Source organism: Neotabrizicola paludis (genome assembly GCF_044142105.1).
Taxonomy (GTDB): Bacteria; Pseudomonadota; Alphaproteobacteria; order Rhodobacterales; family Rhodobacteraceae; genus Pseudogemmobacter.
Map to the genome: position 1 here is coordinate 84,639 of NZ_JBGTYM010000009.1, position 24,756 is coordinate 109,394.

The 24,756-nt window shown below is 66.5% G+C and carries 29 protein-coding genes and 1 pseudogene; 9 read left to right on the forward strand and 21 right to left on the reverse strand.

The window, feature by feature from the left end; all coding sequences use genetic code 11:
* The first annotated feature begins 1 nt into the window (after position 1).
* Genes ACED67_RS17505 through ACED67_RS17515 form a run of 3 tightly spaced genes read left to right on the forward strand, consistent with a single transcriptional unit; the run spans position 2 to position 2,936 of the window.
* Positions 2-1,321, forward strand: a complete 1,320-nt coding sequence (locus ACED67_RS17505; RefSeq protein WP_395543005.1) for a mechanosensitive ion channel family protein — start codon at positions 2-4, stop codon at positions 1,319-1,321.
* A 5-nt stretch (positions 1,322-1,326) separates the two neighbouring features.
* Complete coding sequence (locus ACED67_RS17510) at positions 1,327-2,505, forward strand: BaiN/RdsA family NAD(P)/FAD-dependent oxidoreductase (RefSeq protein ID WP_395543006.1); 1,179 nt, start codon at positions 1,327-1,329, stop codon at positions 2,503-2,505.
* Between the two features lie 20 nt (positions 2,506-2,525).
* Positions 2,526-2,936 (forward strand): DUF1801 domain-containing protein, encoded by a 411-nt coding sequence (locus ACED67_RS17515; RefSeq protein ID WP_395543007.1) that lies wholly within the window; start codon positions 2,526-2,528, stop codon positions 2,934-2,936.
* Here the strand turns inward: ACED67_RS17515 and ACED67_RS17520 are convergent.
* From ACED67_RS17520 to pyk, 10 genes and pseudogenes are all read right to left on the reverse strand, one after another.
* Complete coding sequence (locus tag ACED67_RS17520; protein WP_395543008.1) at positions 2,933-3,295, reverse strand: cupin domain-containing protein; 363 nt, start codon at positions 3,293-3,295, stop codon at positions 2,933-2,935. The two genes, ACED67_RS17515 and ACED67_RS17520, sit on opposite strands and share 4 nt — an antisense overlap.
* Complete coding sequence (gene pheS / locus ACED67_RS17525) at positions 3,292-4,371, reverse strand: phenylalanine--tRNA ligase subunit alpha (RefSeq protein ID WP_395543009.1); 1,080 nt, start codon at positions 4,369-4,371, stop codon at positions 3,292-3,294. The genes ACED67_RS17520 and pheS overlap by 4 nt, the downstream gene beginning before the upstream one ends.
* Positions 4,372-4,439: 68 nt before the next feature.
* The gene (locus tag ACED67_RS17530) at positions 4,440-4,946 is read right to left on the reverse strand and encodes a hypothetical protein (protein WP_395543010.1); all 507 of its coding nucleotides are present in this window, start codon (positions 4,944-4,946) and stop codon (positions 4,440-4,442) included.
* 195 nt (positions 4,947-5,141) lie between these two features.
* The gene (dps, locus tag ACED67_RS17535) at positions 5,142-5,624 is read right to left on the reverse strand and encodes a DNA starvation/stationary phase protection protein Dps (RefSeq protein ID WP_395543011.1); all 483 of its coding nucleotides are present in this window, start codon (positions 5,622-5,624) and stop codon (positions 5,142-5,144) included.
* 89 nt (positions 5,625-5,713) lie between these two features.
* A pseudogene (locus tag ACED67_RS17540) lies at positions 5,714-7,179 on the reverse strand (alanine/glycine:cation symporter family protein).
* 98 nt (positions 7,180-7,277) lie between these two features.
* Positions 7,278-7,679 (reverse strand): hypothetical protein, encoded by a 402-nt coding sequence (locus ACED67_RS17545; protein WP_395543012.1) that lies wholly within the window; start codon positions 7,677-7,679, stop codon positions 7,278-7,280.
* A 115-nt stretch (positions 7,680-7,794) separates the two neighbouring features.
* Positions 7,795-8,160, reverse strand: coding sequence for a 50S ribosomal protein L20 (gene rplT / locus ACED67_RS17550; protein ID WP_395543013.1), 366 nt, complete (start codon positions 8,158-8,160; stop codon positions 7,795-7,797).
* A gap of 12 nt (positions 8,161-8,172) precedes the next feature.
* Positions 8,173-8,373 carry a 50S ribosomal protein L35 gene (rpmI, locus tag ACED67_RS17555; protein WP_395543014.1) on the reverse strand — a complete coding sequence of 67 codons (201 nt, stop codon included), beginning with the start codon at positions 8,371-8,373 and terminating at the stop codon, positions 8,173-8,175.
* 139 nt (positions 8,374-8,512) lie between these two features.
* A complete protein-coding gene (locus ACED67_RS17560; RefSeq protein WP_395543015.1) occupies positions 8,513-8,737 on the reverse strand; it encodes a hypothetical protein in 225 nt (74 codons plus the stop codon).
* A gap of 38 nt (positions 8,738-8,775) precedes the next feature.
* Positions 8,776-10,221, reverse strand: coding sequence for a pyruvate kinase (pyk, locus tag ACED67_RS17565; RefSeq protein ID WP_395543016.1), 1,446 nt, complete (start codon positions 10,219-10,221; stop codon positions 8,776-8,778).
* A 226-nt stretch (positions 10,222-10,447) separates the two neighbouring features.
* Here pyk and ACED67_RS17570 point away from each other — a divergent pair, with 226 nt between their 5' ends.
* Both ACED67_RS17570 and ACED67_RS17575 read left to right on the forward strand, forming a co-directional pair.
* Positions 10,448-11,194, forward strand: a complete 747-nt coding sequence (locus ACED67_RS17570; protein WP_395543017.1) for an N-formylglutamate amidohydrolase — start codon at positions 10,448-10,450, stop codon at positions 11,192-11,194.
* Positions 11,191-11,523: a DUF1244 domain-containing protein gene (locus tag ACED67_RS17575; RefSeq protein WP_395543018.1), complete on the forward strand. Its 333-nt coding sequence runs from the start codon at positions 11,191-11,193 to the stop codon at positions 11,521-11,523. Before ACED67_RS17570 ends, ACED67_RS17575 begins: the two co-directional genes overlap by 4 nt.
* A 69-nt stretch (positions 11,524-11,592) precedes the next feature.
* On the opposite strand, the gene ACED67_RS17580 is transcribed toward ACED67_RS17575, so the two are convergent.
* The 4 genes from ACED67_RS17580 to dgcA are packed head-to-tail and all read right to left on the reverse strand — an operon-like array spanning position 11,593 to position 14,420.
* On the reverse strand, positions 11,593-11,889 hold the full coding sequence (locus ACED67_RS17580; RefSeq protein WP_395543019.1) for an AzlD domain-containing protein: 297 nt from the start codon (positions 11,887-11,889) through the stop codon (positions 11,593-11,595).
* The gene (locus ACED67_RS17585) at positions 11,889-12,590 is read right to left on the reverse strand and encodes an AzlC family ABC transporter permease (RefSeq protein WP_395543020.1); all 702 of its coding nucleotides are present in this window, start codon (positions 12,588-12,590) and stop codon (positions 11,889-11,891) included. The genes ACED67_RS17580 and ACED67_RS17585 overlap by 1 nt, the downstream gene beginning before the upstream one ends.
* Before the next feature lie 6 nt (positions 12,591-12,596).
* A complete protein-coding gene (locus ACED67_RS17590) occupies positions 12,597-13,454 on the reverse strand; it encodes a D-amino-acid transaminase (RefSeq protein WP_395543021.1) in 858 nt (285 codons plus the stop codon).
* 3 nt (positions 13,455-13,457) lie between these two features.
* Positions 13,458-14,420 (reverse strand): N-acetyl-D-Glu racemase DgcA, encoded by a 963-nt coding sequence (gene dgcA / locus ACED67_RS17595; protein WP_395543022.1) that lies wholly within the window; start codon positions 14,418-14,420, stop codon positions 13,458-13,460.
* Between the two features lie 138 nt (positions 14,421-14,558).
* Here dgcA and ACED67_RS17600 point away from each other — a divergent pair, with 138 nt between their 5' ends.
* The 3 genes from ACED67_RS17600 (at position 14,559) to ACED67_RS17610 (ending at position 17,291) form a co-directional block, all read left to right on the forward strand.
* Complete coding sequence (locus tag ACED67_RS17600; protein ID WP_395543023.1) at positions 14,559-15,518, forward strand: L-malyl-CoA/beta-methylmalyl-CoA lyase; 960 nt, start codon at positions 14,559-14,561, stop codon at positions 15,516-15,518.
* A gap of 319 nt (positions 15,519-15,837) precedes the next feature.
* Positions 15,838-16,797, forward strand: a complete 960-nt coding sequence (locus ACED67_RS17605; RefSeq protein WP_395543024.1) for an acetyl-CoA carboxylase carboxyltransferase subunit alpha — start codon at positions 15,838-15,840, stop codon at positions 16,795-16,797.
* On the forward strand, positions 16,794-17,291 hold the full coding sequence (locus ACED67_RS17610) for a hypothetical protein (protein ID WP_395543025.1): 498 nt from the start codon (positions 16,794-16,796) through the stop codon (positions 17,289-17,291). Before ACED67_RS17605 ends, ACED67_RS17610 begins: the two co-directional genes overlap by 4 nt.
* Positions 17,292-17,297: 6 nt before the next feature.
* On the opposite strand, the gene ACED67_RS17615 is transcribed toward ACED67_RS17610, so the two are convergent.
* The 6 genes from ACED67_RS17615 to ACED67_RS17640 are packed head-to-tail and all read right to left on the reverse strand — an operon-like array spanning position 17,298 to position 21,076.
* Positions 17,298-17,849: a hypothetical protein gene (locus tag ACED67_RS17615; protein WP_395543026.1), complete on the reverse strand. Its 552-nt coding sequence runs from the start codon at positions 17,847-17,849 to the stop codon at positions 17,298-17,300.
* Positions 17,846-18,451, reverse strand: a complete 606-nt coding sequence (locus tag ACED67_RS17620) for a pyridoxamine 5'-phosphate oxidase family protein (RefSeq protein ID WP_395543027.1) — start codon at positions 18,449-18,451, stop codon at positions 17,846-17,848. Before ACED67_RS17620 ends, ACED67_RS17615 begins: the two co-directional genes overlap by 4 nt.
* Positions 18,451-18,774: a TfoX/Sxy family protein gene (locus ACED67_RS17625; protein WP_395543028.1), complete on the reverse strand. Its 324-nt coding sequence runs from the start codon at positions 18,772-18,774 to the stop codon at positions 18,451-18,453. Before ACED67_RS17625 ends, ACED67_RS17620 begins: the two co-directional genes overlap by 1 nt.
* A gap of 4 nt (positions 18,775-18,778) precedes the next feature.
* A complete protein-coding gene (locus tag ACED67_RS17630) occupies positions 18,779-19,504 on the reverse strand; it encodes a lysophospholipid acyltransferase family protein (RefSeq protein ID WP_395543029.1) in 726 nt (241 codons plus the stop codon).
* A 1-nt stretch (position 19,505) separates the two neighbouring features.
* Entirely contained in the window at positions 19,506-20,408 is a 903-nt protein-coding gene (locus tag ACED67_RS17635) for a cell division protein FtsX (protein ID WP_395543030.1), read from the reverse strand.
* Positions 20,405-21,076, reverse strand: a complete 672-nt coding sequence (locus tag ACED67_RS17640; RefSeq protein ID WP_395543031.1) for a cell division ATP-binding protein FtsE — start codon at positions 21,074-21,076, stop codon at positions 20,405-20,407. The genes ACED67_RS17635 and ACED67_RS17640 overlap by 4 nt, the downstream gene beginning before the upstream one ends.
* 167 nt (positions 21,077-21,243) lie before the next feature.
* On the opposite strand from ACED67_RS17640, the gene ACED67_RS17645 reads away from it, so the two are divergent.
* Positions 21,244-22,248: a zinc-ribbon domain-containing protein gene (locus tag ACED67_RS17645; RefSeq protein WP_395543032.1), complete on the forward strand. Its 1,005-nt coding sequence runs from the start codon at positions 21,244-21,246 to the stop codon at positions 22,246-22,248.
* 36 nt (positions 22,249-22,284) lie between these two features.
* Here the strand turns inward: ACED67_RS17645 and ACED67_RS17650 are convergent, their stop codons facing one another.
* Positions 22,285-24,753 carry a DUF4175 domain-containing protein gene (locus ACED67_RS17650; protein ID WP_395543033.1) on the reverse strand — a complete coding sequence of 823 codons (2,469 nt, stop codon included), beginning with the start codon at positions 24,751-24,753 and terminating at the stop codon, positions 22,285-22,287.
* Between the last annotated feature and the right edge of the window lie 3 nt (positions 24,754-24,756).

The window sequence follows — 24,756 nt, forward strand, 5'->3', positions numbered from 1 at the left end:
GATGGACGGGCATTCCGAATTTGCCGGGCGTGTGCTGTCTTGGCTGGAGCAGGGGCTGGCGATTGCCGAAGGCTGGTTGCGCTCGCCGGCTGCCTGGTCGCAATTCGCGCTGCTCGCCGCCGCCTATCTGGTGGCGCGGCTGATCGCGCGACGGCTTCAACCCCGGCTTGTCACGATCATCACTCCGAAGGCGGCGAGCGAGGGCCTTCTTCCCGACCTGCGCCGCTTCCTCCTGCGCTTCCTGCCGCTTTTGCTGCCGCTTCTGGCCTATGGGTTGACCGCGCTCGGCGAGAGCCTGACCCGCGCGACCTTCGGCTCGGGCGAGGTCATCGCCTTCGGCAAGCGGGTCTTCCTCTTCCTGGCCGCCCGCACGCTGGTGCGCGACGTCGTGACCGACGCCTTCCTGCGGCTGCTTGGCCGCTATGTCCTGGTCCCTGCCGCCGCCCTATACGCGCTCGGCCTGCTGGACCCCGCGATGGAACGGCTGGCGGCGGCCGAGGTCGTGCTTGGCAATATCCGTTTCTCGCTGCTGACCCTGATCCGCGGCGCCATTGCGGGTTCGCTTCTCTTCTGGCTGGGCGCTTGGTCGAACCGGCAATCGGCCGATTACATCAAGGCCCAGCAGGAGCTGCGCCCTGCCACGCGTGAACTCGCGGTCAAAGCGGCGGAAATCGCGATTTTCGGCGCGGCCTTCCTGCTCTTGATGTCGATCCTGGGCATCGACCTGACCGCCGTCGCCGTTCTGGGCGGCGCGCTGGGCGTGGGAATCGGTCTGGGCTTGCAGCAGATCGCGGCGAATTTCGTCTCGGGCATCATCCTTTTGCTCGAGGGCCAGACCACGGTGGGCGATTACGTCGAACTGGATGGCGGCGAGAAGGGCACGATCGTCAAGATGACCGCTCGGGCCTGCATCCTGGAAACCTTCGACGGCAAGTGGATTGTCGTCCCGAACGAGGATTTCATCACCTCGCGCGTCGTCAACTACTCCGACCAGGGCAGCGCCAACCGCTATGAGGCGGCTTTCTCCGTCAGCTACGAGACCGATATCAACCTTGTGCCAGGGATCATCGAGGCGGCGGTGGCCGCATTGCCCTTTGTCCTGAAAGCGCCGGACGGGCCCGATTGCGAATTGCGCGGCTTCGGCGAATCAAGCGTGGATTTTGCCGTGGAATTCTGGGTGAACGGCATTGACGACGGCAAGAACCGCTATGGCTCGCCGGTCCTTTTTGCGATCTGGAACGCGCTCAAGGTGGCCGAGATCGAGATGCCCTATCCGCAGCGCGTGGTCCATCTGCGTCCCGCCGCGCCGGCCCCGGCGTGACAGCCATGCCCGAGGCGCTGGTGATCGGGGCCGGGCCGGCCGGGCTGATGGCGGCCGAGGTTCTGGCGCAGGCGGGCCATGCGGTGCTGGTGGCCGAGGGCAAGCCCAGCCCGGCGCGGAAATTCCTGATGGCGGGCAAGTCCGGCCTGAACTTGACCAAGGCCGAGGACCAGGCCTGCTTCGAAGCCGTCTATCGCGCGCCCTTTCTGCTGCCAGCCCTGCGCGCCTTTGGCCCCGATGCCGTGCAGGATTGGGCGCGGGGCCTGGGGCAAGAGGTTTTCACCGGCTCCTCCGGCCGCGTCTTCCCCAAGGCGATGAAGGGCTCGCCCCTGCTGCGGGCCTGGCTGGCGCGGCTGTCGGGCCTGGGGGTGGAGCTGCGCAGCCGCTGGCGCTGGGCGGGGTTCGAGGGCACAGCGCTGCGCTTCGAGACGCCCGAGGGTGCGCGGCTGCTGGCGCCGCGGACAACGGTGCTGGCGCTGGGTGGCGCAAGCTGGGCGCGGCTGGGCAGCGACGGGGCCTGGGTGCCTTGGTTGACGGCGAAGGGCGTGCAGATCGCGCCTTGGCAGCCCGCCAATATGGGCTTTCGCATCGACTGGTCGCCGCAGATGGCGCGGCAGTTCGGCCAGCCGGTGAAGGGCGGATTGCTACGGGTTCTGGACGTCGGCTCGGACAGGCCGCTCGACGCGCAGCGCGGCGAATTCGTGATTTCAGCGCGGGGGTTGGAAGGCGGCGGCATCTATGCCGTTTCGCGCGCGCTGCGCGATGGCGGGCGGCTTGAGATCGACCTTCTGCCCGATCTGAACGACGAGGCAATCACCACGCGCCTGGCGCGGATGAAGCCGGGGGAAAGCACGGCGAACCGCCTGCGCAAGCTGGGCCTTGGCGCCGCCGCTGTCGCGCTGGTGATGGAATTCGCCCGCAGCACCCCCTTCGCCGCGCTCAAGCACCTGCACATCCCGCTGCAAGGCCCCCGCCCGCTGGACGAGGCGATCTCGGTCGCGGGGGGCATCGCGGCGGCCAGCCTGACCGAAACTATGGAATTGCGCGCGCTGCCCGGCATCTTCGCCGCGGGAGAAATGCTCGACTGGGAAGCGCCGACCGGGGGCTATCTGTTGACCGGTTGCCTTGCCACCGGGCGCTGGGCCGGGCAGGCTGCGGCACGGTATCTGGCGCAGATGGGGTGATCACGCCCTTGGGAGGGCAAATGACCGAGGTGAAACTTCTGTCAGGCGGCAATCCGCAGATCGCCAAGGGCGACGGGCCGGGACCCGTCAAGGCCTGGCTTGACGCGGCCCCCGATTGGCGCGGAGATCACGCCAGAAGGGTAGATGAGCTGGTATCAGAGCTTGTGCCGGGTGTGCAAAGGGCTGTGCGCTGGAACTCGCCCTTCTACGGGGTCAGCGGCAGGGGCTGGGTCCTTTCGTTGCATTGCTTCACCCGCTTCCTGCGGCTGACCTTCCTGAATGGCGCGCATCTGTCGCCCCCGCCGCCCGGCCCCTCGAAAGACCCCAATACCCGCTATCTGGACATTCCCGAGATGGGTATCGCCGATCTGGCCCAACTGAAGGACTGGATCACCCAGGCCGCAGCCCGCCCCGGCTGGGAAGGGTTCTAGATCCGAATCTTGGCCGTGGCCGTGGCTTCATTGCCGGTGTTCGGCGTGCCTTCCGGCTCGATCAGCAGCAGGCAGGCCTCTTCCGCCGCCATCGGGCAATGCTCGACACCCTTGGGCACCACGAACAACTCGCCGGGATTCAGGAGGACATCGCCCTCGCGCAGCTGGATCGTCACCTGCCCCGACAGGCACAGGAAGAAATCGTCGGTCTCGGCATGTGAATGCCAGACGAATTCGCCCTTCACCTTGACGACGAAGATGTCATGCCCGTTGAACTCGGCCACGATCTTCGGCGACCAGTGTTCGGAGAACAGGGCCAGCTTCTCGGACAGGTTGACCTTGGCTGGCAGGCCGCTCACCGCGACAGCCCGCCCGGCAGGCCCGGCACGTCCAGCGCGCTGAAGCCGTAATGGCGCAGCCAGCGCAGATCGGCCTCGAAGAAGGCGCGCAGATCGGGGATGCCGTATTTCAGCATGGCGATGCGGTCGATGCCCATGCCGAAGGCAAAGCCCTGCCATTGCTCGGGGTCCACGCCGGCCGCGGCCAGCACCTTCGGATGCACCATGCCCGAACCGAGGATCTCCATCCACTTGTCGCCTTCGCCGATGCGCAGCTGCCCACCCACGTTGGAATAGCGGATATCCACTTCGGCCGAAGGTTCCGTGAAGGGGAAATGCGAGGCGCGGAAGCGCAGCTCGACGCGGTCGACCTCGAAGAAGGACCGGCAGAATTCCTCAAGGCACCATTTCAGATTCGCCATCGAGATGTCGCGGTCGATCGCCAGACCCTCGACCTGATGGAACATCGGCGTATGGGTCTGGTCCATGTCCATCCGGTAGACGCGGCCCGGCGCGATGATGCGGATCGGCGCGCCATTGGCCTGCAAGGACCGGATCTGCACCGGCGACGTATGGGTGCGCAACACATGCGGCGGGCGGTTGTCACCCTCGGCCCGCGCCATGAAGAACGTGTCATGCTCCTGCCGGGCGGGATGTTCCGGCGGAATGTTCAGCGCGTCGAAATTGTACCAGTCGCTTTCGACCTGCGGGCCTTCGGCGACCGAGAAGCCCATATCGGCGAAGATCGCGGTCAGCTCGTCCCAGACCTGCGAAATCGGATGGATCGTGCCCTGGCGGCGCGGGCGGCCCGGCAGTGTCACATCCAGCCATTCCGATTTCAGCCGCTCGTCCAGCGCGGCATCCGCCAAGGCGGTCTTGCGGGCGCGCAGCGCGGCGTCGATCTCGTCCTTCAGCACGTTCAGCCGGGCGCCGGTGGCCTTGCGCTCTTCCGGGTCCATCTTGCCCAGCGTCGCCATCAGGGCGGAAATCTCGCCCTTCTTGCCCAGGGCCGCGACGCGCACGTCTTCCAGTGCCGCCTCGCCCGAGGCTTTTGCCACGGCTTCGATATACTTGTTCCGAATGTCGCCCAGATCCATCGCCGCGCCTCTTGCCGATGCGTCCCGGGGTTACCGGGGCGGGGGCGCGATTGCAAGAGCGCGGGCGTTCAGGCCGCGCACCGGCCCAGGGCGCTGCGCAGATGGGGGCGCAGCCCGGCAAAGCCATAGGGCGGGTCATGGGGCGCCTGACCCAGCGCCGGCGGGGGCAGAGCCAGCGGGCCGCGTGACCCGGCCAGAAGGGCAAGGCGGCGGTCGTCCTGCGGCGGCAGGGCAAAGCGGGCGGCGGCATAGCGGCCCTCGCGCAGCGCCTTGGCCAGACCGAAGGTGAAATCCCGCGCCGCATAGGCATCGAAGCCCGGCGGCACAACGCCGCGATGGAGACCCGCCGACACCGCGCGGGCCAGGATCAGCGCTGCGGTCGCGCGGTCGCATTCCGGCCGGGCGCAGATGCGGTCGGCCGCAAGGAGAAGGTCGATCGTCACGCCGGACGCCCGGAAATCCAGACCAAGTGCGAATTCGTGCCACATCGCCGGCCCTTGGGCGATCAGGAAGGCGGTCAATCCCTCGGGCAGCGCGACCAGGGCAGCGGGGGCGGGAAACGAGCTGTGGATCATGACGATACCGGAAAGCTGGATGATTGTTCCGGTTTCATCGACAATTCGGGCGGGATTGCGGCCCGTTCCGGGCCTGTTCCCGGCTTGGAAACATAAGTTTCGCGAATGGCGTGCCCCTCGCGGAAAGGCGGCGCAGGGCGGAGGCAAGGACCAGCCCCGCGCCCTGCGCCTCTCGCATCGGGCGAAACGGCGGCTTCAGCGCAGATGCGATTCCAGGAAGTACAGCTGCTTGTCGAGATCGCCCGACACGCCGGTCAACAGGTCCGAGGTCACCATGTCCTTCTCTTCCTCGGCGGTCTCGATCCCCTCGCGCGCGGCGTTGGACACGATGGCCAGCGCTTCGGCCAATGCCTTCACCACGGCCATGCCTTCGCGGGCGGATTGCGGAAATTCGGGCAGGCGCGTGGCCTTGGCGGCATCCGACAGGCGGCCCGGAACGAACCCGCCCAGGGCGGCGGCGCGTTCGGCCACGGCATCGACATGGCCCTGCAACACGTCATAGAGCCCGTCGAAATGTTCGTGCAGCGCAATGAAATGCGGCCCCGTCACATTCCAATGCGCATGCTTGGTGCGCAGCGCCATATCGGTCAGGTCGGCGAGCATCTGGTTCAGCAGCGTCTCGACCTTTTGACGGTTGGGGCGGGAAATATCGATGCGGGTGGCGGATGTCGCGGCCATGTCATGTTCTCCGGCAAAGGGAATATCGTTGCCGGAAGAACGCCCGGGGCGACGGGACGGTTCCGTCGACGCCCCGGGACAGGCGGAAATCAGCGCCAGATCTCGGGATCGACGCCGCGCGCGATTCCCGGATGCTCGCCCAGGTGGAAGACCGGCTGCTCGCCCGCCTTGCGCTGGTCGAAATAGTTCCGGGTCAGCGCGACCACCGTGCCCGACAGCGCGACGATGGCGATCAGGTTGATCGTCGCCATCAGCCCCATCGAGGCATCGGCCAGATTGAAGACCGTGGAAACCGCCTGCAAGGCGCCCCAGATCACCATCGCGATCACCGCAAACCGCAGCACCATCAGGCCGGTGCGGCTGCCCACGCCCAGGAAGGCCATGGCCATTTCCGAATAGGCGTAATTGCCGATGATCGAAGTGAAGGCGAAGAAGAAGATCGCCACCGCCACGAACCAGGGCCCGAAGCTTCCGACATGATCGGCCAGCGCGGCCTGGGTCAGCTGCGTGCCCGTAACCTCGCCTCCCGGCACATAGACGCCCGACAGAAGGATCATCATCGCGGTGCAGGTGCAGATCAGGATAGTGTCGATGAATACGCCCAGCGCCTGCACGAAACCCTGCGACGAAGGATGATGCGGATTGGGCGTGGCGGCGGCGGCGATGTTCGGGGCCGAGCCCATGCCGGCCTCGTTCGAGAACAGGCCGCGCTTGACGCCATTAAGCATGGCGGCGGTGATCCCGCCTGCCACGCCGCCCGTCGCTTCGGCCAGACCAAAGGCATTCGCGACGATGTTCCAGAGCATGGTCGGAACTTCAGTGATGTTCAGCACGACGACGATGATCGCCATCAAAAGATAGACGCCCGCCATGAAGGGCACCACATATTCGGCCACAGTGGCGATCTGGCGGATGCCGCCAAAGATGACCACGCCGGTCAGCACGGCCAGGCCCAGCCCCGTGGCCAGTTTTGGAATCCCGAAGGCGCCAACCATGGCATCGGCGATGGAATTGGCCTGCACCGCGTTGAAGACCAGCCCGAAGGACAGGATCAGGCAAAACGAGAAAACCGCGCCCAGCCAGGGCAGGCCAAGCCCGCGCGCGATGTGGAAGGCCGGGCCACCACGATAGACGGCGCTGGAATCGCTGTCATCCTTGACCTTGTATAGCTGCGCGAGGGTGGATTCCGCATAGGCCGTCGCCATGCCCAGGAAGGCCACGACCCACATCCAGAAGATCGCGCCCGGCCCCCCAACACCAGGGCCACCGCGACCCCGGCGATATTTCCGGTGCTCACGCGCGAGGCAAGGCTGGTGCACAGGGCCTGAAACGGCGAAATCCCCTGCCGGTCGGTGGCAGGCGCGCTGGTGACGGAGCGCACCATTTCGCCGAAATGCAGGATCTGCTGGAACTTCAGCCGCAGGGTAAAGAAGACGCCCACGGCCAGAAGGCCGTAGATAAGCACATAGCCCCAGAAGACGGTGTTCAGGAAATCGATGATCGCAGTCACGCCAGAACTCCTTTGTCGCAAGGTTTCCGGGGCCTGGCGGCCCATGCCCGGAACCGTGTCACGAGGAGTTTCCGGCGGGCAATCTTAAATATTGATCTCGGAGATCCGTTTCGCGCGGCGCGCGATATCCCGGCTTCTGCGTCTCAGTCCAGCAGGTCCGAGATGTCGTTGCTGTTCCAGGGATCGGGCAGCGCGTTCTGCGGGCAATAGGCCATTGTGACCTCCCAACCCTCGCCGAAAAGACGAAAGCGATCTTCGGCCAAAAGCTCGATATCGCCTTCATTGTCATAGGCCTCGCCCGAGGTGATGTCGGTGCAGCGCTCGGTATAGTGATAGATGTTGTGCCCGGTCGCGGTGAAGCCGGTAAAGGCGCAATCCGTGCGCGCGCTGTTCAGGCCGGTCTTGTGCAAAAGCCCCAGTGTGGCGTTCGAGGCATTGGCGCAGCCGACGCTGACATCGACGTAAAAGCCCAGCGTCAGATTGCCCTGCGCCAAGGCGGGCAGGGCGGTCAGCGCAAGAACGGCGGGAACGAGGGCGGCTTTCATGCGCTATATTGGCGACCGATCGCGGCGCCGGTCAACGGTGCAGCCGCGCCAGAAAGGAAAAACCCCGAACCTTGCGGTCCGAGGTTTCCGAAGCTTGCCGAAAATTCGGTCTGGCTCAGGCGGCCAGCGCGTCGCGGGCCTTGCCGGCGATGGCGTTGAACGCTTCGGGCTCATGCACCGCCAGATCGGCCAGAACCTTGCGGTCCACTTCGATCCCGGCTTTCGCCAGGCCGTTGATCAGGCGCGAATAGGTGAAGGCCGGGTCGAACAGGCGGACGGCAGCGTTGATGCGCTGGATCCACAGGGCACGGAATTGGCCCTTCTTGGCCTTGCGGTCGCGGGTCGCGTATTGCTGGGCCTTGTCGACGGCCTGGGTCGCGGTGCGGAAGTTGGTCGAGCGGGCGGCATAGTAGCCGGACGCCTTGGCAATCACCTTGCGGTGGCGGGCGTGGGTAACCTTGCCGGATTTGACGCGGGACATCTCTGGCTCTCCTTAGCGGTTATACGGCATGTATTTCTTGACGATCTTCGCGTCCGAGTCGTCGAGCAGCATGGTGCCCGTCGCCTGGCGCGTGAATTTCGTCGTGCGCTTGATCATGCCGTGGCGCTTGCCGGCCACGCCGGCCTTCACATGGCCATTGGCCGTGAAGGAGAACCGCTTCTTCGCAGCGGATTTGGTCTTCATCTTGGGCATTTCACTCTCCAGTGTTCATCGCGCGCCAAGGCATGCCACTGATCGCCCAGCGCGCGGGTCTTTCCGAAGCCCGCCCTATAGGGGGCGCATGGCGAAGGTGCAAGTGGATTCGCGTCGGTGGCTGTCTGGCGCGCCTGCCCTAATGCGTATAGCGGCCCGCGACCGACATCATCACCCGCGGGATATCCGCGAACGCATAACCGCCGGGTTTCTTCAGCAGCGCCGTTGTCACCAGCACCGCCGCGGCCAGCAGCATGATCGCCCCCAGCCTGGGTGGCCTGCCCTCGGTCCAGGCGGACAGAAGCGAGGGCAGGGTGAGGATGGCAAGGATGATCCCGATCGTCAGAAGCAGGTCAGTGTCCATGGCGCACCCGGAACCGCAAGGGGTTGGCTGAGCAGACGTTAACCGGGGTCGACGCGGGAAATCAACTTTTCATTGCAGGGCGCCACGCGAAGGATGTTGGTCGTCCCCTGCACGTTGAAGGGCACGCCCGCGGTCACCACGATATGGTCGGTCTCTTCGGCGAAACCATCCGTGCGCGCGGCGCGGATGGCCGACAGCACCGCGCCCTTGAAGCGCTCCTGCTCGGGCACGATCACGCAATGCACGCCCCAGGTCAGCGCCATCCGCCGCGCGGTTTCCACCAGCGGCGTCAGGCCCAGGATCGCGACATGCGGCCGCTCGCGCGCCACCAGGCTCATCGTGGTGCCCGACTGGCTGAAGCAGACGATGGCCTTGATGTCGGTCGCCTCGGCGATCTCGCGCGCGGCGGCGACGATGCCGTCGGCCACGGTCTCGCGCTTGACCACGCGACTGGCGTCGATGACCTGAATATAGGTCGGGTCGCTCTCGACCGACTTGGCCACATTGTCCATCGTGGTCACGGCCTCGACCGGGAACTTGCCCGCCGCCGATTCCGCCGAAAGCATCACCGCATCGGCGCCCTCATAGATCGCCGTCGCCACGTCGGACACTTCGGCCCGGGTCGGCATCGGGTTCTCGATCATCGATTCCAGCATCTGCGTCGCCACGATCACCGGCTTGGCCGCCGCCCGCGCCTTGCGCACCAGCCGTTTCTGGATCGGCGGCACCGAATGGACCGGCAGTTCCACGCCCAGATCGCCCCGCGCCACCATGATCCCGTCCGAGACCTTGAGGATCTCGTCATAGGCCTTCACGGCGGCGGGTTTCTCGATCTTCGACAGGATCGCGGCACGGCCATTGGCCAGGGCGCGGGCCTCGATCACATCCTCGGGGCGCTGCACGAAGGACAGGGCCAGCCAGTCGACCCCCATCTCGCAGGCGAATTCAAGATCCTTGCGGTCCTTGGCCGACAGCGCCTTCACCGGCAGCACCACATCGGGCACGTTCACGCCCTTGCGGTTGGAAATCGTGCCGCCCACGATCACGGTGCAATCGGCGAAATCGGCGCCGCAGGCCTCGACCCGAAGGCGGATCTTGCCGTCATTGACCAGAAGCGTCGAGCCGACCTCGAGAGCCGCGAAAATCTCGGGATGCGGCAGCTGCACACGGCTGCTGTCCCCTTCGACGGGGCTCAGATCCAGCCGGAAGCTGTCACCATCCTCAAGGTCATGCGCGCCGGCGGCAAAGCTGCCCACGCGCAGCTTGGGCCCCTGAAGATCGGCCAGAATGCCGATCGGACGGCCAAGGTCTTCCTCGACCTTGCGGATGATGCTGTGGCGGGCGCGGATGTCATCATGGGTGCCATGCGACATGTTCAGGCGGAACACGTCGGCCCCGGCGATGAACAGCGCCCGGATCATGTCATAGTCGCTGGATGAGGGGCCCAGAGTGGCCACGATCTTCACGTTGCGGTGGCGGCGCATAGGCCATCCTCCTTCTAAGATTTCGTGTTCGCGGTGGGCCGCCTGCCTTATGGCGCAAAGCCATTGGGCAGGCAACTGCCACATTGACAAACTTCTGCGACAGAACCGGGCCGTCTGGGCCCGCCACGGCCCTGCCCGGTTTTTTGGCAGATGACACGGATTTGGCCCAAGCGGTCGCCTGCGGCCATGGACGCCGCCCGGCCGATGCGCTAACTCCGGGCCTGCAATGCAAGGTGATGACACGGCTTTCCTGATCGAGGGTGCGGCGCGGCCTGGCCGGTGGCTGGTGACCTGCGACCACGCCTCGAACGCGGTGCCGCCCTGGGTGGCGGGCGGCGATCTTGGACTTCCCGCTGCCGATATGGCCCGCCACATCGCCTGGGATCCGGGCGCCGCGGGTGTCGCCCGCGCTCTGGGGCGGTCGCTCGACAGCCCGGTCATCCTGTCCACCTTCTCGCGCCTGGTGATCGACCCCAACCGGGGCGAGGATGATCCGACGCTGGTGATGCGGCTTTATGATGGCTCGATCATCCCGGCCAACCGCCGCATCGATTGCGCCGGCATCGGCGAAAGGCTGGACCGGCTCTATCGCCCCTATCACGACGCTTACGAGACGCTGGCCGCCCGACGCCCGGATACCGTGGTGCTGGCGATCCATTCCTTCACCCGTTGCCTGAACGGTCGCCAACCCCGGCCCTGGCATGTCGGCGTGCTCTATTCCCATCTCGACGCGCGGCTCTCGCGCCCGCTTGTGGTGCGGCTGATGGCCGAGGCGGATCTGTGCATCGGCGACAACGAACCCTATTCCGGCCATCTTCCCGGCGATGCGATTGACCGCCATGCCCTTGAACCGGGGCGGTTGAATACCCTCATCGAGGTCAGGAATGATCTGATCGGCGATGAGGCCGCGCAAGAGGCTTGGGCCGCGCGGCTGGCGCCGATTCTGACCGAGGTTCTGGAGGATCTGGAATGACCAGGGAAATCGACCCCGCGACGCAGGTGGAACTGGAGGCTGCGGCCTTCCGTGCGCTGATGCATCATTTGCTGCAAAAGCGGCCCGAGGTGCAGAATATCGACCTGATGAACCTGGCCGGCTTCTGCCGCAACTGCCTGTCGCGCTGGTATCAGGAAGCAGCGGCCGAACGCGGGATCGGCTTGTCGAAGGACGAGGCGCGCGAGATCGTCTATGGCATGCCCTATGCGGATTGGGTGGCCCAGAATCAGACCGAGGCCGACGCCGCCAAGCAGGCGGCCTTCAAGACCGCCTTCGCGCAGAATGTCGGGGACGCGGCAAAAGGTTAACCCCGGGTTAATTCGGCAGGGTCAAGTCCTTGAAACCATTCAGGCGGGCATTTGTCCCGGCGTGGGACATCACAGCCCCAGCCAGCGCAGCCCCGCCGCCACCGCGACGCCCGCGATGGCCGCGCCCACGTCGTTGCGGGTCAGAAGCGACAGGCCGACCGCCGCGCCCAGGGCCAGCGCCTCGACCATCCCGCCCGCCGCCAGCGCCTGCGCGGTGATCCCCGCCATCACCGCCAGCGGGGTCGCCTTGAGCGCCGCGTCTAGGCGGGCCGAGGGCGGCAGGAAACGCATGGCGAGATAGCCTGCCATCCGGCAGAACAGCGCCGCCGCCGCCATCACCAGAAGCATCGCGGTCATCGAAGGCATCAGCGCAGCCCCCCCGGTCGCGCGGTCAGCGCCGCGACCGCCCCGCCCGCAAGCCCCGCCGCCACGATCCCCCAGCCCGACCCGGCCAGCTTGCCCACCGCCAGCGCGGCCAGCGCCCCCACCGCCACCGGCACGAGCGCCGCTTTCGACCGGATCATCACCGCCATCATCGCCGCGGCAAAGGCGGGCAGCATCAGGTCGGCACCGAGGGCGCGCGGATCGGGCAGCACCGCCCCGAACAAGACACCCACCAATGTGCCGCCCAGCCAGGCCCCCACCAGCGGTACGCCGGTGCCGATCAGGAAGGCGCGGTCCTCCTCGCCCTTTTCGGCTGCCCGCATCGTCGCGATCCAATTGGCGTCGCCGATCAGAAGAAGGCTTGAGATTCCCCGCAACGGCCCCGCTTGCGACAGCCAGGGCTGGATCGTGGCCCCGAACAGCAGGTAGCGGGCATTCATCACCAGGACCGTCGCCGCCAGCGTCAAGAGTGTTGCCTCGCCCGCCTGGATCAGGGAAAGGGCGGCAAGCTGGGCCGAACCGGAAAAGACCGTGACGCTCAACGCCAGGGCCCAGCCCCAGCTCAGGCCCGCCTGCGCCGCGACCAGGCCGAAGGCGAGCCCATAGATGAAGATCGCCGCCCCCAGCGCCAGCCCGACACGGGCGCCGCGGCGAAATCCGGCAAGGCCGAAGGGCGCGCGCATGCCGCTTTAGACAGCCGCCTTGCGCATCTCGTCGAGATAGATCTCGCGCAGTCGTGCGGTGAGGGGGCCGGGCTTGCCATTGCCCAGCGCCGCGCCGTCGATTTCCACCACCGGCATCACGAAGGCCGAGGCCGAGGTGATGAAGGCCTCATCGGCCGCCTTCGCCTCATCCACGGTGAAATTGCGCTCTTCGACTTCCATCTGCGCCTCGCGGGCGAAGCGCAGCACCGCGGCGCGGGTGATGCCGTGGAGAATGTCCGAGGACAGGGCGCGGGTGATGATCTTGTTGCCCTTGACGATATAGGCGTTGTTCGAAGTGCCTTCGGTGACAAAGCCATCCTCGACCAGCCAGGCATCGTCGACACCCGCCTTCTTGGCCATCATCTTGCCCATCGACGGGTACAGCAGCTGCACCGTCTTGATGTCGCGGCGTCCCCAGCGGATGTCGGGCACGGTGATGATCTTGATGCCGGTCTTGGCGACGGGGTTGTCGGCCAGCCCGCTCTTGGCCTGGGTGAACAGCACCACCGTCGGCGCCACGTCATCGGCCGGATAGGCAAAATCGCGGTCGCCCGGATTGCCACGCGTGACCTGCAGATAGACCATCCCCTCTTCCACCGCATTGCGCGCGACGAGTTGGCGATGAACCTCAAGCCATTCCTCGGCTGAAAGCGGGTTTTTCATTTCCAGCGCATCAAGGCTGCGCTGCAGCCGCGTCAGGTGGCCGCCAAAGTCGATGAGCTTGCCGCCCAGCACCGAAGTCACTTCATAGACCCCGTCGGCCATCACGAAGCCCCGGTCGAAGATCGAGACCTTGGCCTCGGTTTCAGGCAGATAGTCGCCGTTCAGATAGACGGTGCGCATGGATCATCCCCAAAGCTGCGGGCTGGCTGGATGGATATGGCGGTCGTCATAAACCACCGCAGGGTTGCGGTCTTCGGCCATATCGGCCGGACCGTCAAGGTCCGACCACGCCGCCCCCTGCGCCACAAGCACCGCCGGTGCCATGGCGAGACTTGTCGAGATCATGCAGCCGACCATCAGTTTCAGGCCCAGCCGCCGCGCTTCGTCGCGGGCGCGCAGGGCCTCGGTCAGCCCGCCGGTCTTGTCGAGTTTCAGGTTCACCACGTCATAACGCCCCAGAAGGCCGGGCAGCGAGGCCGCGTCATGCGCGCTTTCATCGGCGCAGACCGGCAGCGGGCGGGCGATTTCGGACAACATCTCGTCGGCGCCCTGGGGCAGGGGCTGTTCCACCATCTCGACGCCAAGGCGGAGCAGATGCGGCGCGAGGTCGGTATAGATCTCGGGCGTCCAACCTTCATTGGCATCGACGATCAGCCGCACTTGCGGCGCGCCCTGACGCACGGCCTCGATCCGGGCCATGTCTTCCGGCGTCCCAAGCTTGACCTTCAGCACGGCACGATGGGCGTTGCACGCGGCTGCCGCGCGCATCTTTTCGGGCGTGTCCAGCGACAGGGTGAAGGCGATTTCCACCGGCTGCGGGCGGGCCAGTCCGGCCAATTGCCAGACCGGGTGGCCCGAAGCCTTGGCCTCGAGATCCCACAGCGCGCAATCGACAGCATTACGCGCCGCGCCTGGCGGCAGGGCCTTTTGCAGCGCCTTCCGCGTGATGCCTTCGGGCAGCGACAGGATCGCGGCGACAGTGTCCTCGACCGTTGCGCCATAGCGCGGATAGGGCAAGCCCTCGCCCCAGCCGCGATGGCCGGCGCGGGATATCGTGCAGGTCACGACCCGGGCTTCGGTCTTGGACCCACGGGAAATGGTGAAGGGATTGCGGAGGGGAAAGGTTTCGGAGATGGCAGTGATCATGCGGGAATTGGTAGCAGGGCGCCGGGCCTTCTGGAAGCCGCGGGTCATGCTGCGACTGCAAAGGGATGTTGCGCTGCGGCGCGCAATAATCTAACTCTGCGGCGAAGAGTCGTGAAATATCCTTGCCGAGAGGTCCAGATGAGCTTCCGCATCCAGCCCGCCGCCCCCGCCCGCCCCAACCGCTGCCAGCTGTTCGGCCCGGGCTCTCGCCCGGCCTTGTTCGAAAAGATGGCGGCAAGCGCTGCGGATGTGATCAACCTGGACCTGGAAGATTCGGTGGCTCCGGGCGACAAGCCGCAGGCGCGGGCCAATATCATCCAGGCGATCAATGAGATCGACTGGGGCAAAAAGCATTTGTCAGTGCGGATCAACGGGCTGGACACGCCCTATTGGTATCGCGACGTGGTCGAGGTGCTGGAACAGGCCGGGCCTCGCATCGACCAGATAATGATCCCCAAGGTCGGCTGCGCTGCCGATGTTTATGCGGTCGATGCGCTGGTGACGGCGGTTGAACGTGCCACCGGACGGCAAAAGCCCATCGCGCTGGAAGTGATCATTGAGACGGCGGCGGGCATCGCCCATGTCGAGGAAATAGCGGCCTCGTCCCCCCGGCTTCAGGCGATGAGCCTGGGGGCGGCGGATTTCGCGGCCTCGATGGGGATGCAGACGACCGGGATCGGCGGGACGCAGGAGAACTACTACATGCATCGCGAGGGCCAGAAATACTGGACCGATCCCTGGCACTGGGCGCAGGCGGCCATCGTCGCGGCCTGCCGGACGCATGGCGTACTGCCGGTCGACGGGCCATTCGGCGATTTTTCGGATGACGAAGGCTTCAAGGCGCAGGCGCTTCGCTCGGCCACGCTGGGCATGGTTGGCAAATGGGCGATTCACCCCAAGCAGGTGGCGCTGGCGAACGAGGTCTTCACGCCTTCGGAAACCGCTGTGGCCGAGGCCCGCGAGATTCTGGCGGCGATGGAGGCGGCCAAAGCCGCCGGGCAGGGCGCCGCGACCTACAAGGGTCGTCTGATCGACATTGCCTCGATGCGTCAGGCCGAAGTGATCGTGCGTCAGGCCGAGATCATCGGCGGAGAATGACAAATGCGTGACGGGAATCGTTGACAAGCTGCTTGTCGATTGGTCAGGTTTGACGCAAGGGAAGCCTGTATTTCAGGCGATCTGCGAATGTACCCGGCCGTGACACATGGGGAGAGGAGGCCCCGCACGGCATATCGGGAGGACGCGCGCCCCGTAGCCCAGGCTGCGGGGCGTTGCTGTTTTCGGGTCGGCTTTCGCCAGTGACTTGTCGGGTGCTTGATGCCCTTGGCGCGGGAGCGGCGCCTGAGTCCTGTGTGGCGAGTTGCATCTTGCCCCCCGCCCGGCCATATAGAAGCCGATCCGCAGAAGGGGCGACCCGATGAACTACCTCGAATTCGAAAAGCCCCTGGCCGAGATCGAAGGCAAGGCCGAAGAGCTGCGCGCGCTGGCCCGCACCGACACCGGCATGGATGTCACGCGCGAGGCCGAACAGCTGGACCGCAAGGCCGAAGCTGCGCTGCGCGACCTCTACAAGAACCTGAGCCCCTGGCAGAAATGTCAGGTGGCGCGCCACCCCGACCGGCCGCATTGCAAGGATTATGTCGAGGGGCTGTTCACCGAATTCACGCCGCTGGCCGGCGACCGCGCCTTTGCCGATGACCATGCTGTCATGGGCGGCCTCGCGCGCTTCAACGACAAACCTGTCGTGGTGATCGGCCATGAAAAGGGTCATGACACCAAGACGCGTATCCAGCACAATTTCGGCATGGCGCGGCCCGAGGGTTATCGCAAGGCGATCCGCCTGATGGATCTGGCGGACAGGTTCCGCCTGCCGGTCATCACCCTGATCGACACGCCCGGCGCCTATCCCGGCAAGGGCGCGGAAGAGCGCGGTCAGGCCGAGGCCATTGCGCGGTCGACCGAGAAATGCCTGTCGCTGGGCGTGCCGTTGATCTCGGTGGTGATCGGCGAGGGCGGCTCGGGCGGGGCGGTGGCCTTTGCCACCGCGAACCGCATCGCCATGCTGGAGCATTCGGTTTACTCGGTGATCTCGCCCGAGGGCTGCGCTTCGATCCTGTGGAAAGATGCCGAGAAAATGCGCGAAGCGGCCGAGGCGCTGCGCCTGACCGCGCAGGATCTGCAGAAGCTGGGCCTGATCGACCGGATCGTGGCCGAGCCGGTGGGCGGCGCGCAACGCGCCCCGCAGGATGCGGTGGCGGCGGTGGGCAAGGCGATCGAGACCATGCTCAAGGAACTGGGCTCGAAAAAGCCCGAGGCGCTGATCCGTGACCGGCGGCAGAAATTCCTCGACATGGGGTCGAAGGGCCTGGCGGCGTGATCCGTGCCGCCCTTGCGGCCCTGCTGATCGCTGCCCCGGCGGCGGCGGGCACGCTGGAGGGGCGGCTTGTAACCTTTACCGTGATGACCTGGGACGATCCGGCCCAGCCCTACCTTCAGGCGCGCGGCAAGACCGTGACCGTGGGCGAGGGCGTGGAGTTCGGCCTTGGCCCCGAGGGCCTGACCGGCGGGCTGGATGTGGTGCCGGTCGAGGTCGAGATCGCCCCGCAGCGGGTGGAGATCACCTATCCCATTGTCGCCGGTCAGGGCCAGTTCTACACGGCGGGTTTCAATGGCTATGTGCTGCGCTTCGAGACGGAATGCGCCCTTTTCGCCGGCTATCGGCTGGACGAAGCCTTCACAACGCTGCCGGTGAAGAATGCCGACATCTTCACCGACAAAGGCGCGCTTTACATCAATGTCTCGGGCATGACCTATGGCCCCGAGGCGCGACTGGCCATCGATCTGGATGTGACGGACTGTCCGCTCAGTTAAGGCCGATCAGTTAGCCAGCAACACCGGACCGCTTGCACCAAGCGCCAGGACATGTTCGGTTTCGCTGCCCAACGGGCCGACCGAGACCGACAGAACGATCCCCTTCTGCGGGTCCTCGGCAAAGCGCGGCTCGATCCAGCGCCCGTCGCGGCGGGAATAGGCCTCGTGCACCATCTCGTTGGCCAAGCCCTCAGCCTGCGCGCGGGCGGTCACGCGATCCGTGAAATCGGGGCCAGTGCGCATTCCGTCCGGGGCGTCCTGATCAGCCTCGATCAAGGCGCAGAACCGCTTGCCGCCCTCGGTGCCCCAGAAGCCAAGATAGGCCCAGTCGTTCAGGCGCATCGCATGGGAGCTTGCCGGAAACCAGGGAGCAAGCGCCGCCAGCGCGGCATCCCTGGGGGCGGGGGCGGCAATGCCCGTGAAAGGCGTTGTCCCGTCGCGCACGAAGGCGAGGCAATGGTCAAAGATCAGCGCCAGCGCAAAGTCCTCGTCCCGCCCCGCCTCCTCGGCGCGGGCGGGCAGGGCGAGGGCAAGGACCAGAAGGGCGGCGCGGATCACCACATCGTCCCTGCGGCGCGGGCGGGCCAGGCCGCGTCATAGGCGGCGCCGTCGATGCGGCCTTCCGTGATCTCGCGCAGCATGTCGCCCACGCTGGGCAGACCTGCCGACTGGTCGCCCCCCGTCCAAAGAGCCGAGCGGATCAGGGCGCGGGCGCATTGGGAATAGACCTCTTCCACCGCGATCACGATGACCGTCCGGGGCAGTTTGCCCGCGCGCTCGAACCGGCGGCGCAGGCCCGGATCGGCTGTGATGCGGGCGCGGCCATTCACCCGCATCGCGGTGTTCGATCCGGGGATCAGGAACATCAGGCTGACCCGCCCGTCCCGCAGGATGTTGCGCAGGGAATCGATCCGCTCATTGCCCTTCCAGTCGGGCAGGGCCAGGGTTCGGGCGTCCAGCACCGTCACTAACGGCCCCTCATCACCGCGCGGGCTGCCATCGGTGCCTTCCGGGCCGACGGTCGATAGAACGCAGAACCGCGCCCGTTCGATATGGGCGCGATAGGCCGCGGTCAGGACAGGCGTGACCTTGACCTGGGCCGCCTCGCCCGGCGTGCCGTAATGCGCGTGCAACTCGTCCAGCGTGGTCAGGAAATCCATCAGCTTTTCCGCTTTTTCGGTTTGGGGGGCGGGCGCTCGCGGGAAATGCGGCGCAGGATGTCGATGGCCTGCTCGGGTTCGTCCAGCAGCGCATCGGCGTTGCGATAGCGTTTCGCGCCGGGAAAGGGATCTCCCGGGGGGCAGACCTCAAGATCGGCCTCGGTGCCTGGCGTCGGCTTGATCCACAGCATGTCATCGCAGACCAGCGCCACGACCACTCCATCCAGATACAGCGCCCATTCGCCGAACATCTTGCGGGCAGAAAGCGCAAGCGGCGCCAGAGTGTCGATCAGGTGGTCTACCGTCTGCTTCTGGCTGCCCATCGCCCTATCTCCTGTGGCCGGCCTCTTCCATCAGCCGGGTCGAGCTGGTCTCGACCGCGGTTTCCATCCGTTTCATGAATTCGCCCATCGGCAGGCCGGGCGGGATTTCCGGCAGGAACTCGACCACGGCGGTGCCGGGATGGCGCAGGATGCCGCGCTTGGGCCAGAACAGCCCGACATTCGTGCCCACCGGCACGCAGGGCTGGCCAAGCTGTTCATACAGAACCCCGGTGCCCTGCTTGTAGGGCCGCTTTTCGCCCGGCGGCACGCGGGTGCCTTGCGGATAGATGATCAACTGGCCCGGCCAGGCGGCGCCACGCGCCACATCTTCCTTCATCTTCACGATGGCCGCACCGCGCTTGCCCCGATCGACCGGGATGCAGCCGATCTTCAGCGCATATTGCCCCAGGAAGGGCGTGAAGATCAGCTCGCGTTTCATGATGAACTTGCCGTGGGGAACGGCGTGGAAGATCGCGATGATGTCGAGAAAGCTCTGATGCTTGGCCGCGATCATCACCTCGCCCTGGGGTGGTGTGCCGCGCAGGTCGACACGCAAGCCGCACAGAAGCCGCAGGGTCATCAGGACCCAGGCGCAATAGGCATGGCAGGCGACCGAGGCCCCGCGCCGCGAAAACAGCGCCCAGGGCGCGAAGATCACCGCGATCACGGCCATCGCCAGATACATCTGGACGATGAAGATCAGGGACAGCACCCAGCGGATCGCAATCATGTCAGGTCAGCTCCTGCAATTTGCGCAGCGCGGCGCGGCGGGTGGCGGCAAAGGCAACGGCGCCCGCCAGAGGGGGTAGGACAAAGGGCCAGAGCCAACCCGCGCCCTGGAAGCCGAGGCCGGTCAGAAAGCCCCCGGCGGCATCCGCACTGGGCAGGAGGAGGACGCCGAAAATCCCCGCAAGTGCCCCTGCAGCCGCCCCACCCAATGCGCGCAGGGTAAAGCGGCGCACGAAGGCGCGGGCGATATAGCTGTCGCGCGCCCCGACCAGCCGCAGCACCTTGATCACCTGGGCATTGGCCGCCAACGAGGCATTCGCGGCCAACGTGATCATCGCGGCCATGGTGGTGCCGATCAGCACGATCGACAAAAGACCCAGAAGCCGCAGCCGCCCCGCCGCTTCGGCCAAGGGGCGGCGCCAGCGGGTATGGTCGTCCAGCATCGCGCCGGGCGCCTCGGCGGCAAGGCGCTGGCGCAGGCCCTCGCCATCATATCCCGGATCGCCCTCGACGATCTCGATCAGCCGGGGCAGGGGCAGGTCGGCGATGGGCAGGTCGGGACCGAACCAGGGTTCCAGCAGTTTGCGGTTTTCCTCATCGCTCAGCGCGCGCGAGGATTCGACGCCCGGCGTGGTGGACAAAAGCGCCAGCACGGCCTTGGTTTGCAGGTCAAGTTGTTCGGGCGGCGCGGACAGGCGGATGGTGGCGGTGCGCGCCAGCGCATCCGACCAGCGGCTGGCCAGCCGGCCCGAGGCCAGCGACAGCGCCAGCGCGAAGACGCAGAGAAAGGTCATCGCTCCGGCGGTGAAGGTGGTCAGCCAGGCGGTGTGGCCGGACGGCGGCACCACGCGGTCGGCATGGCGGGAATTGTCGAAGAAGGCGGCGATGGCGGGGGGCAGAGTCACAGGTCGGCCCCCGCAAGCTGGATGCGCCGCCTGGAGATCCGCAAGACGCGGGCGGCGATCTGAGCCTTGGCCTGACGGATCAGGTTCAGGTCATGGGTGGCGACGACGATGGTCTTGCCCATCCGGTTCAACTCGACCAGCAGCGCCAGAAGCCGCAGCGACATTTCCCAATCCACATTGCCGGTGGGTTCGTCGGCCAGGATCACATCCGGCCCCATGATGATCGCGCGCGCCAGCGCTGCCCGCTGCCGCTCTCCGCCCGAAAGCGAGGGCGGCCGGGCATCGGCCAGATGGCCAAGCCCCACCCAGCCCAGAAGATCGGTCAGATCCTGCGCGCTGCCCTTGCGGCCCGAGACGGTCAGCGGAAGCTGCACATTGGCGGCAAGCGGCAGGTGGTCGAGGAATTGCACATCCTGATGAACGACGCCGATCCGCCGCCGCGTGTGGGCGATATCGTCGCGTGACAGGCTTTTCACCTCGCGGTCGAAGATCGTCACATGGCCGCTTGTCGGCATCAGCTCGGCATAGGCCATCTTGAGGAATGTCGTCTTGCCCGCCCCGGAAGGCCCGGTCAGGAAATGGAAAGACCCTGGTGCGAGGCGCAACGTCACTTCCGACAGAAGCTCGCCCCCGCCGTAGTTATAGGCCGCATTTTCGAAGGCGATCACGCAATCGGTCCTGTTTTTTCACCTGCCGCGCGGCAGAATGACCCGTTGTTGTTGCGCTTTCAATCGCATGAGGGTTAACCATTGCACAAGGGCGGGACACAAAGCATTGGAGAAAGCCGGTTTCGTTGCTAAGAAGCAGGGAACCGGCACCCGGAAGGAGTTCAGGAATGCGGCTGGCATGCCCGAATTGCGATGCCAAGTACGAGGTGCCGGATGACGCGATCCCCGAGGCCGGGCGCGATGTCCAGTGTTCGAACTGTGGCCACACCTGGTTCCAGCTTCACCCGGCTGCCGAAGAGGCGGCCGAGGCCGAGGCCGATCTCTATGGCGATGACCTGTCGCCCGAGCCCGAACTTACCGCTCCTGCACCCGTGTCGGCATCGGCGCCGGTGGCCGGTCCTGCTGCGTCAACGCCCCTCAGCGATGCCGATCTGAATGCGGCTCTGGCCGCTGCCCTGGCCGATCCAGCCCCGGTTTCGCCTGCACCACCCGCACCGCCTGCGGCAGCCGCACCGGCCTTCTTCCCCGAAGAGGAGGAAGACGAGGCTTCCGCCCCCCCGCCCCCCGCCGCTCCGCCGCGCCGCGAGTTGGACGATGCGGTGCTGAACGTGCTGCGGGAAGAGGCCGAGCGCGAGGCCGAGGCCCGCCGTGCCGAAGCCCGGCACGAGGCGCAGCGCGCCGAGACCCGCCGCGCCGATGCCGAAGAACAGATGCAGATCCAGCCCGACCTGGGCATGGATGACGCCCCGGTGGCAGGTGCGGCTCTGACCCCGACACAGCGCCGCCTGGCGATGCTCAAGGGCGAGGATCCCGACGCCCCGCCGCCCGAGCCGCCCCGGCCCGCCGCCCGCCGCGACCTATTGCCCGATGTCGAAGAGATCAACTCGACGCTGCAACCGGGCGACGATGGTCCTGATCCCGATGCGATGGTCGATCAACTGCCAGACCTGACCCGGGGAGGTTCCGGCTTCCGCACCGGTTTCCTGCTGATGATCTTCCTTTTGATCGTCGCGGCGGTGGTCTATGTCGCAGCTCCAAGCCTTTCGGCCGCCATACCGGCGCTTGAGGCCCCGCTTGCGGCCTATGTCACCTTTGTCGACGGGCTGCGGACCTGGCTTGACGGGGTGATGAATCAGGCGACCCGGGCGCTGACTGGCCCAGCGGCCGAATAGGCCCCGCCCGGCCTCTGCCGTCTTGCCAAACCTTCGCTAGAAGAAGTCCAGCAGCCGCTTGAGGTAATCCAGCTCTTCGGTGGGGCGCTGTGCCTCGCCCGACCGGCGGCGCAGTTCTTCAAGCAGGTCTTGCGCCCGCTTGTCGGGGTCGTTCTGAACCATGTTCTGATCCGATCCGATCCGGGCGGAATCCCCGGGTTCCCGGCCCAGCGGGTCCTTGCCATTGGGATCGGCGCGGCCGGCCTCTTGCGTGCCGCCGTTCTTTTCGCCCTCTTGTCGCTGCTCCTCGGCCAGGGCATCGCCGAAATCCTTCATTCCGTCGCGCATGGCTTCCAAGGCATCGGCCTGATGGTCCAGCGCGCCATCGAGATCGCCCTCTTCCAGCGACTTCTCGGCCTGGCGCATCGCCTCTTCGGCGCTGCCCAGCTTGTCGCGGCCCGATTCGCCTTTTTCCGTGCCATCGCCCGGCAGCTGGCCGTCCTGCAACTGGCCAAGGCGGTCGCGCAATTCCTGCTGGCGATCGGCCAGCTCGCCCGGGTCCTGCCCCGGCTGTTCGCCATTGCGGCCCTTCTGCATGTCGCGATAGGCGTCGTCCGACAGGTCCTGCTGGTCGCGCAGCGTATCGCCCAGTTCCTGCATCGACTGTTCGCCCGGGCTGCCCTGCCCCTTGCCGCCCTGGCCCTGGGTGACCTGCATGTTCTCCATCAGCTGGCGCAGCTGTTCCATCAGCGCCATCGCCTCGGCGGTCTTGCCCTCTTCCATCAGGCGCTGGATCTCGTCCAGCATCTGCTGCAGCTGGTCGCCGGTGATTTCCTGGCCCTCGCCCGATTGCGGCATGCCTTCGGGGTTGCGCTGCGCCTCTTCGGCAAGTTCGCGCGTGTAGTCGCGCATCGCCTGCTGCATGTCCTTCATCAGTTCCTGGATTTCCTCGGGCGAGGCACCGTTCTTGATCGCCTCCTGCAGCCGGTCCTGCGCGCGCTGCAGCCGGTCCAGGGCCGAATTCAGATCGCCCGTCTCGAAGATCAGGGCGATCTGCCACAGTTCCTCGGCCACCTCGTCGCGCTTTTCGGTCGTGATCGGCCCGGCCAGCTTGTCAAGGTCGCGCACCAGGACCCGCAGCCGCCGCACCGCGGATTCCGACCGCGACAGGTCTTCGGGCCGGTAGAGCATGGCCTTCAGGATCTCGGTGGCGCGGGTCAGGTTGCTGCGGTTCCACAGGATGTCGCGGCGCATCTCGACCACCGCCGCCGCCATCGGGTCGAAGAAGCGCAATCCGGGCAAGGTCACGGCATAGGGCGCGGCGCTGCCCGACTGGCCGGGTGCATCCGACACTTCGAACAGCATCGTCACCGGCATGTTGGCGAGGATCGACTTCGACACGTCATCGACCAGCAGTTCGGTGAAGTCGGCGCGGCTGCCCTTGACCGGCATCGGCAGGTCGAGCACCACCGGCGCGATCGGCTCGGGGTCGACGGCAAGGCCGTGGTCACGGGTCACCTTGGCCAGATCGAGGCTGATCGTCACCCGCCCGCCGGTCACGCCGTAATCGTCGCTGGCCTTGAAATTCTGCTTGAAGCGGCCATCCGCCTCGCGTCCTATCTCGCCCGAAACCTCAACAGCGGGAAGCCCGTCGGGCAGCGCGGTGATCTGCCATTCGCGCCCACCCGGGCCGGTGATCGCCAGCTTGCCCGACTGGCTGATCACAAGATCCGTCACGCCGGGCGTGCCCTGCGGAAGCGCGGTCTCGCCCGGCGCGGGCGGCGGGGCGACCTGGGCGACGGTCTGCTCGACCGTCACGCCGGTCTCGCCATAGGACCGGATCTGGAGGCGGGTGCCGACGGGAACTTCAAAGGATTCGGCGGTGATCTCGTTCAGATAGAGCGTGGGCTTGCCGGTATAGGCGGGCGGCTGCGCCCAGCCTTCCCAGACCGGGCCGCCGGGCATGGCCTCGGCTGGGCCGGGGGCGATGCCCGCAACCTCGGTCACGCGCCACAGGCTGCCGAACAGGGCCGCCATCACCGCAGCGGTCAGCGCGACATAGCGAAGGGAATAGGGGTCGCGGCTCGACAGCCGCAGGTCGGGCGAAACGGGCCTGGCCTCGGCGGCGCGGCGGGCCATGCGGGCCCGATGCACCTGCCAGACGCCCTGTGCCCCGGCATCCTCTTGGCCAATCGCCATCGCGTCCTGAAGCGCAGCGATCGGTCGGCCCGGCATGGTGGCGTCCAGCCGCGCCAGCGCCTCGGCCTGGGTCGGCCTGCGGAAGCGCATCAGCCCCCAGACCACGGCGGCCAGCGCCGCAAGCCCGGTGACGCCCGCGCCGATTTGCGTCCAAAGCAGCGGACCAAGCTCATGCACGCCAAAGGCCGCGGCAGAAAAGGCCAGCAGAAGGATCGTCCACAAGGGCCAGAAGGCACGGCACAAACGTTCGGCCCAAAGGCCAAGCTGCGTCAGCCGCCGGGCAAGGGCGAGACGTTCAAGGGCCTTGTCCGGGGTGTCTGCGGCCATCCG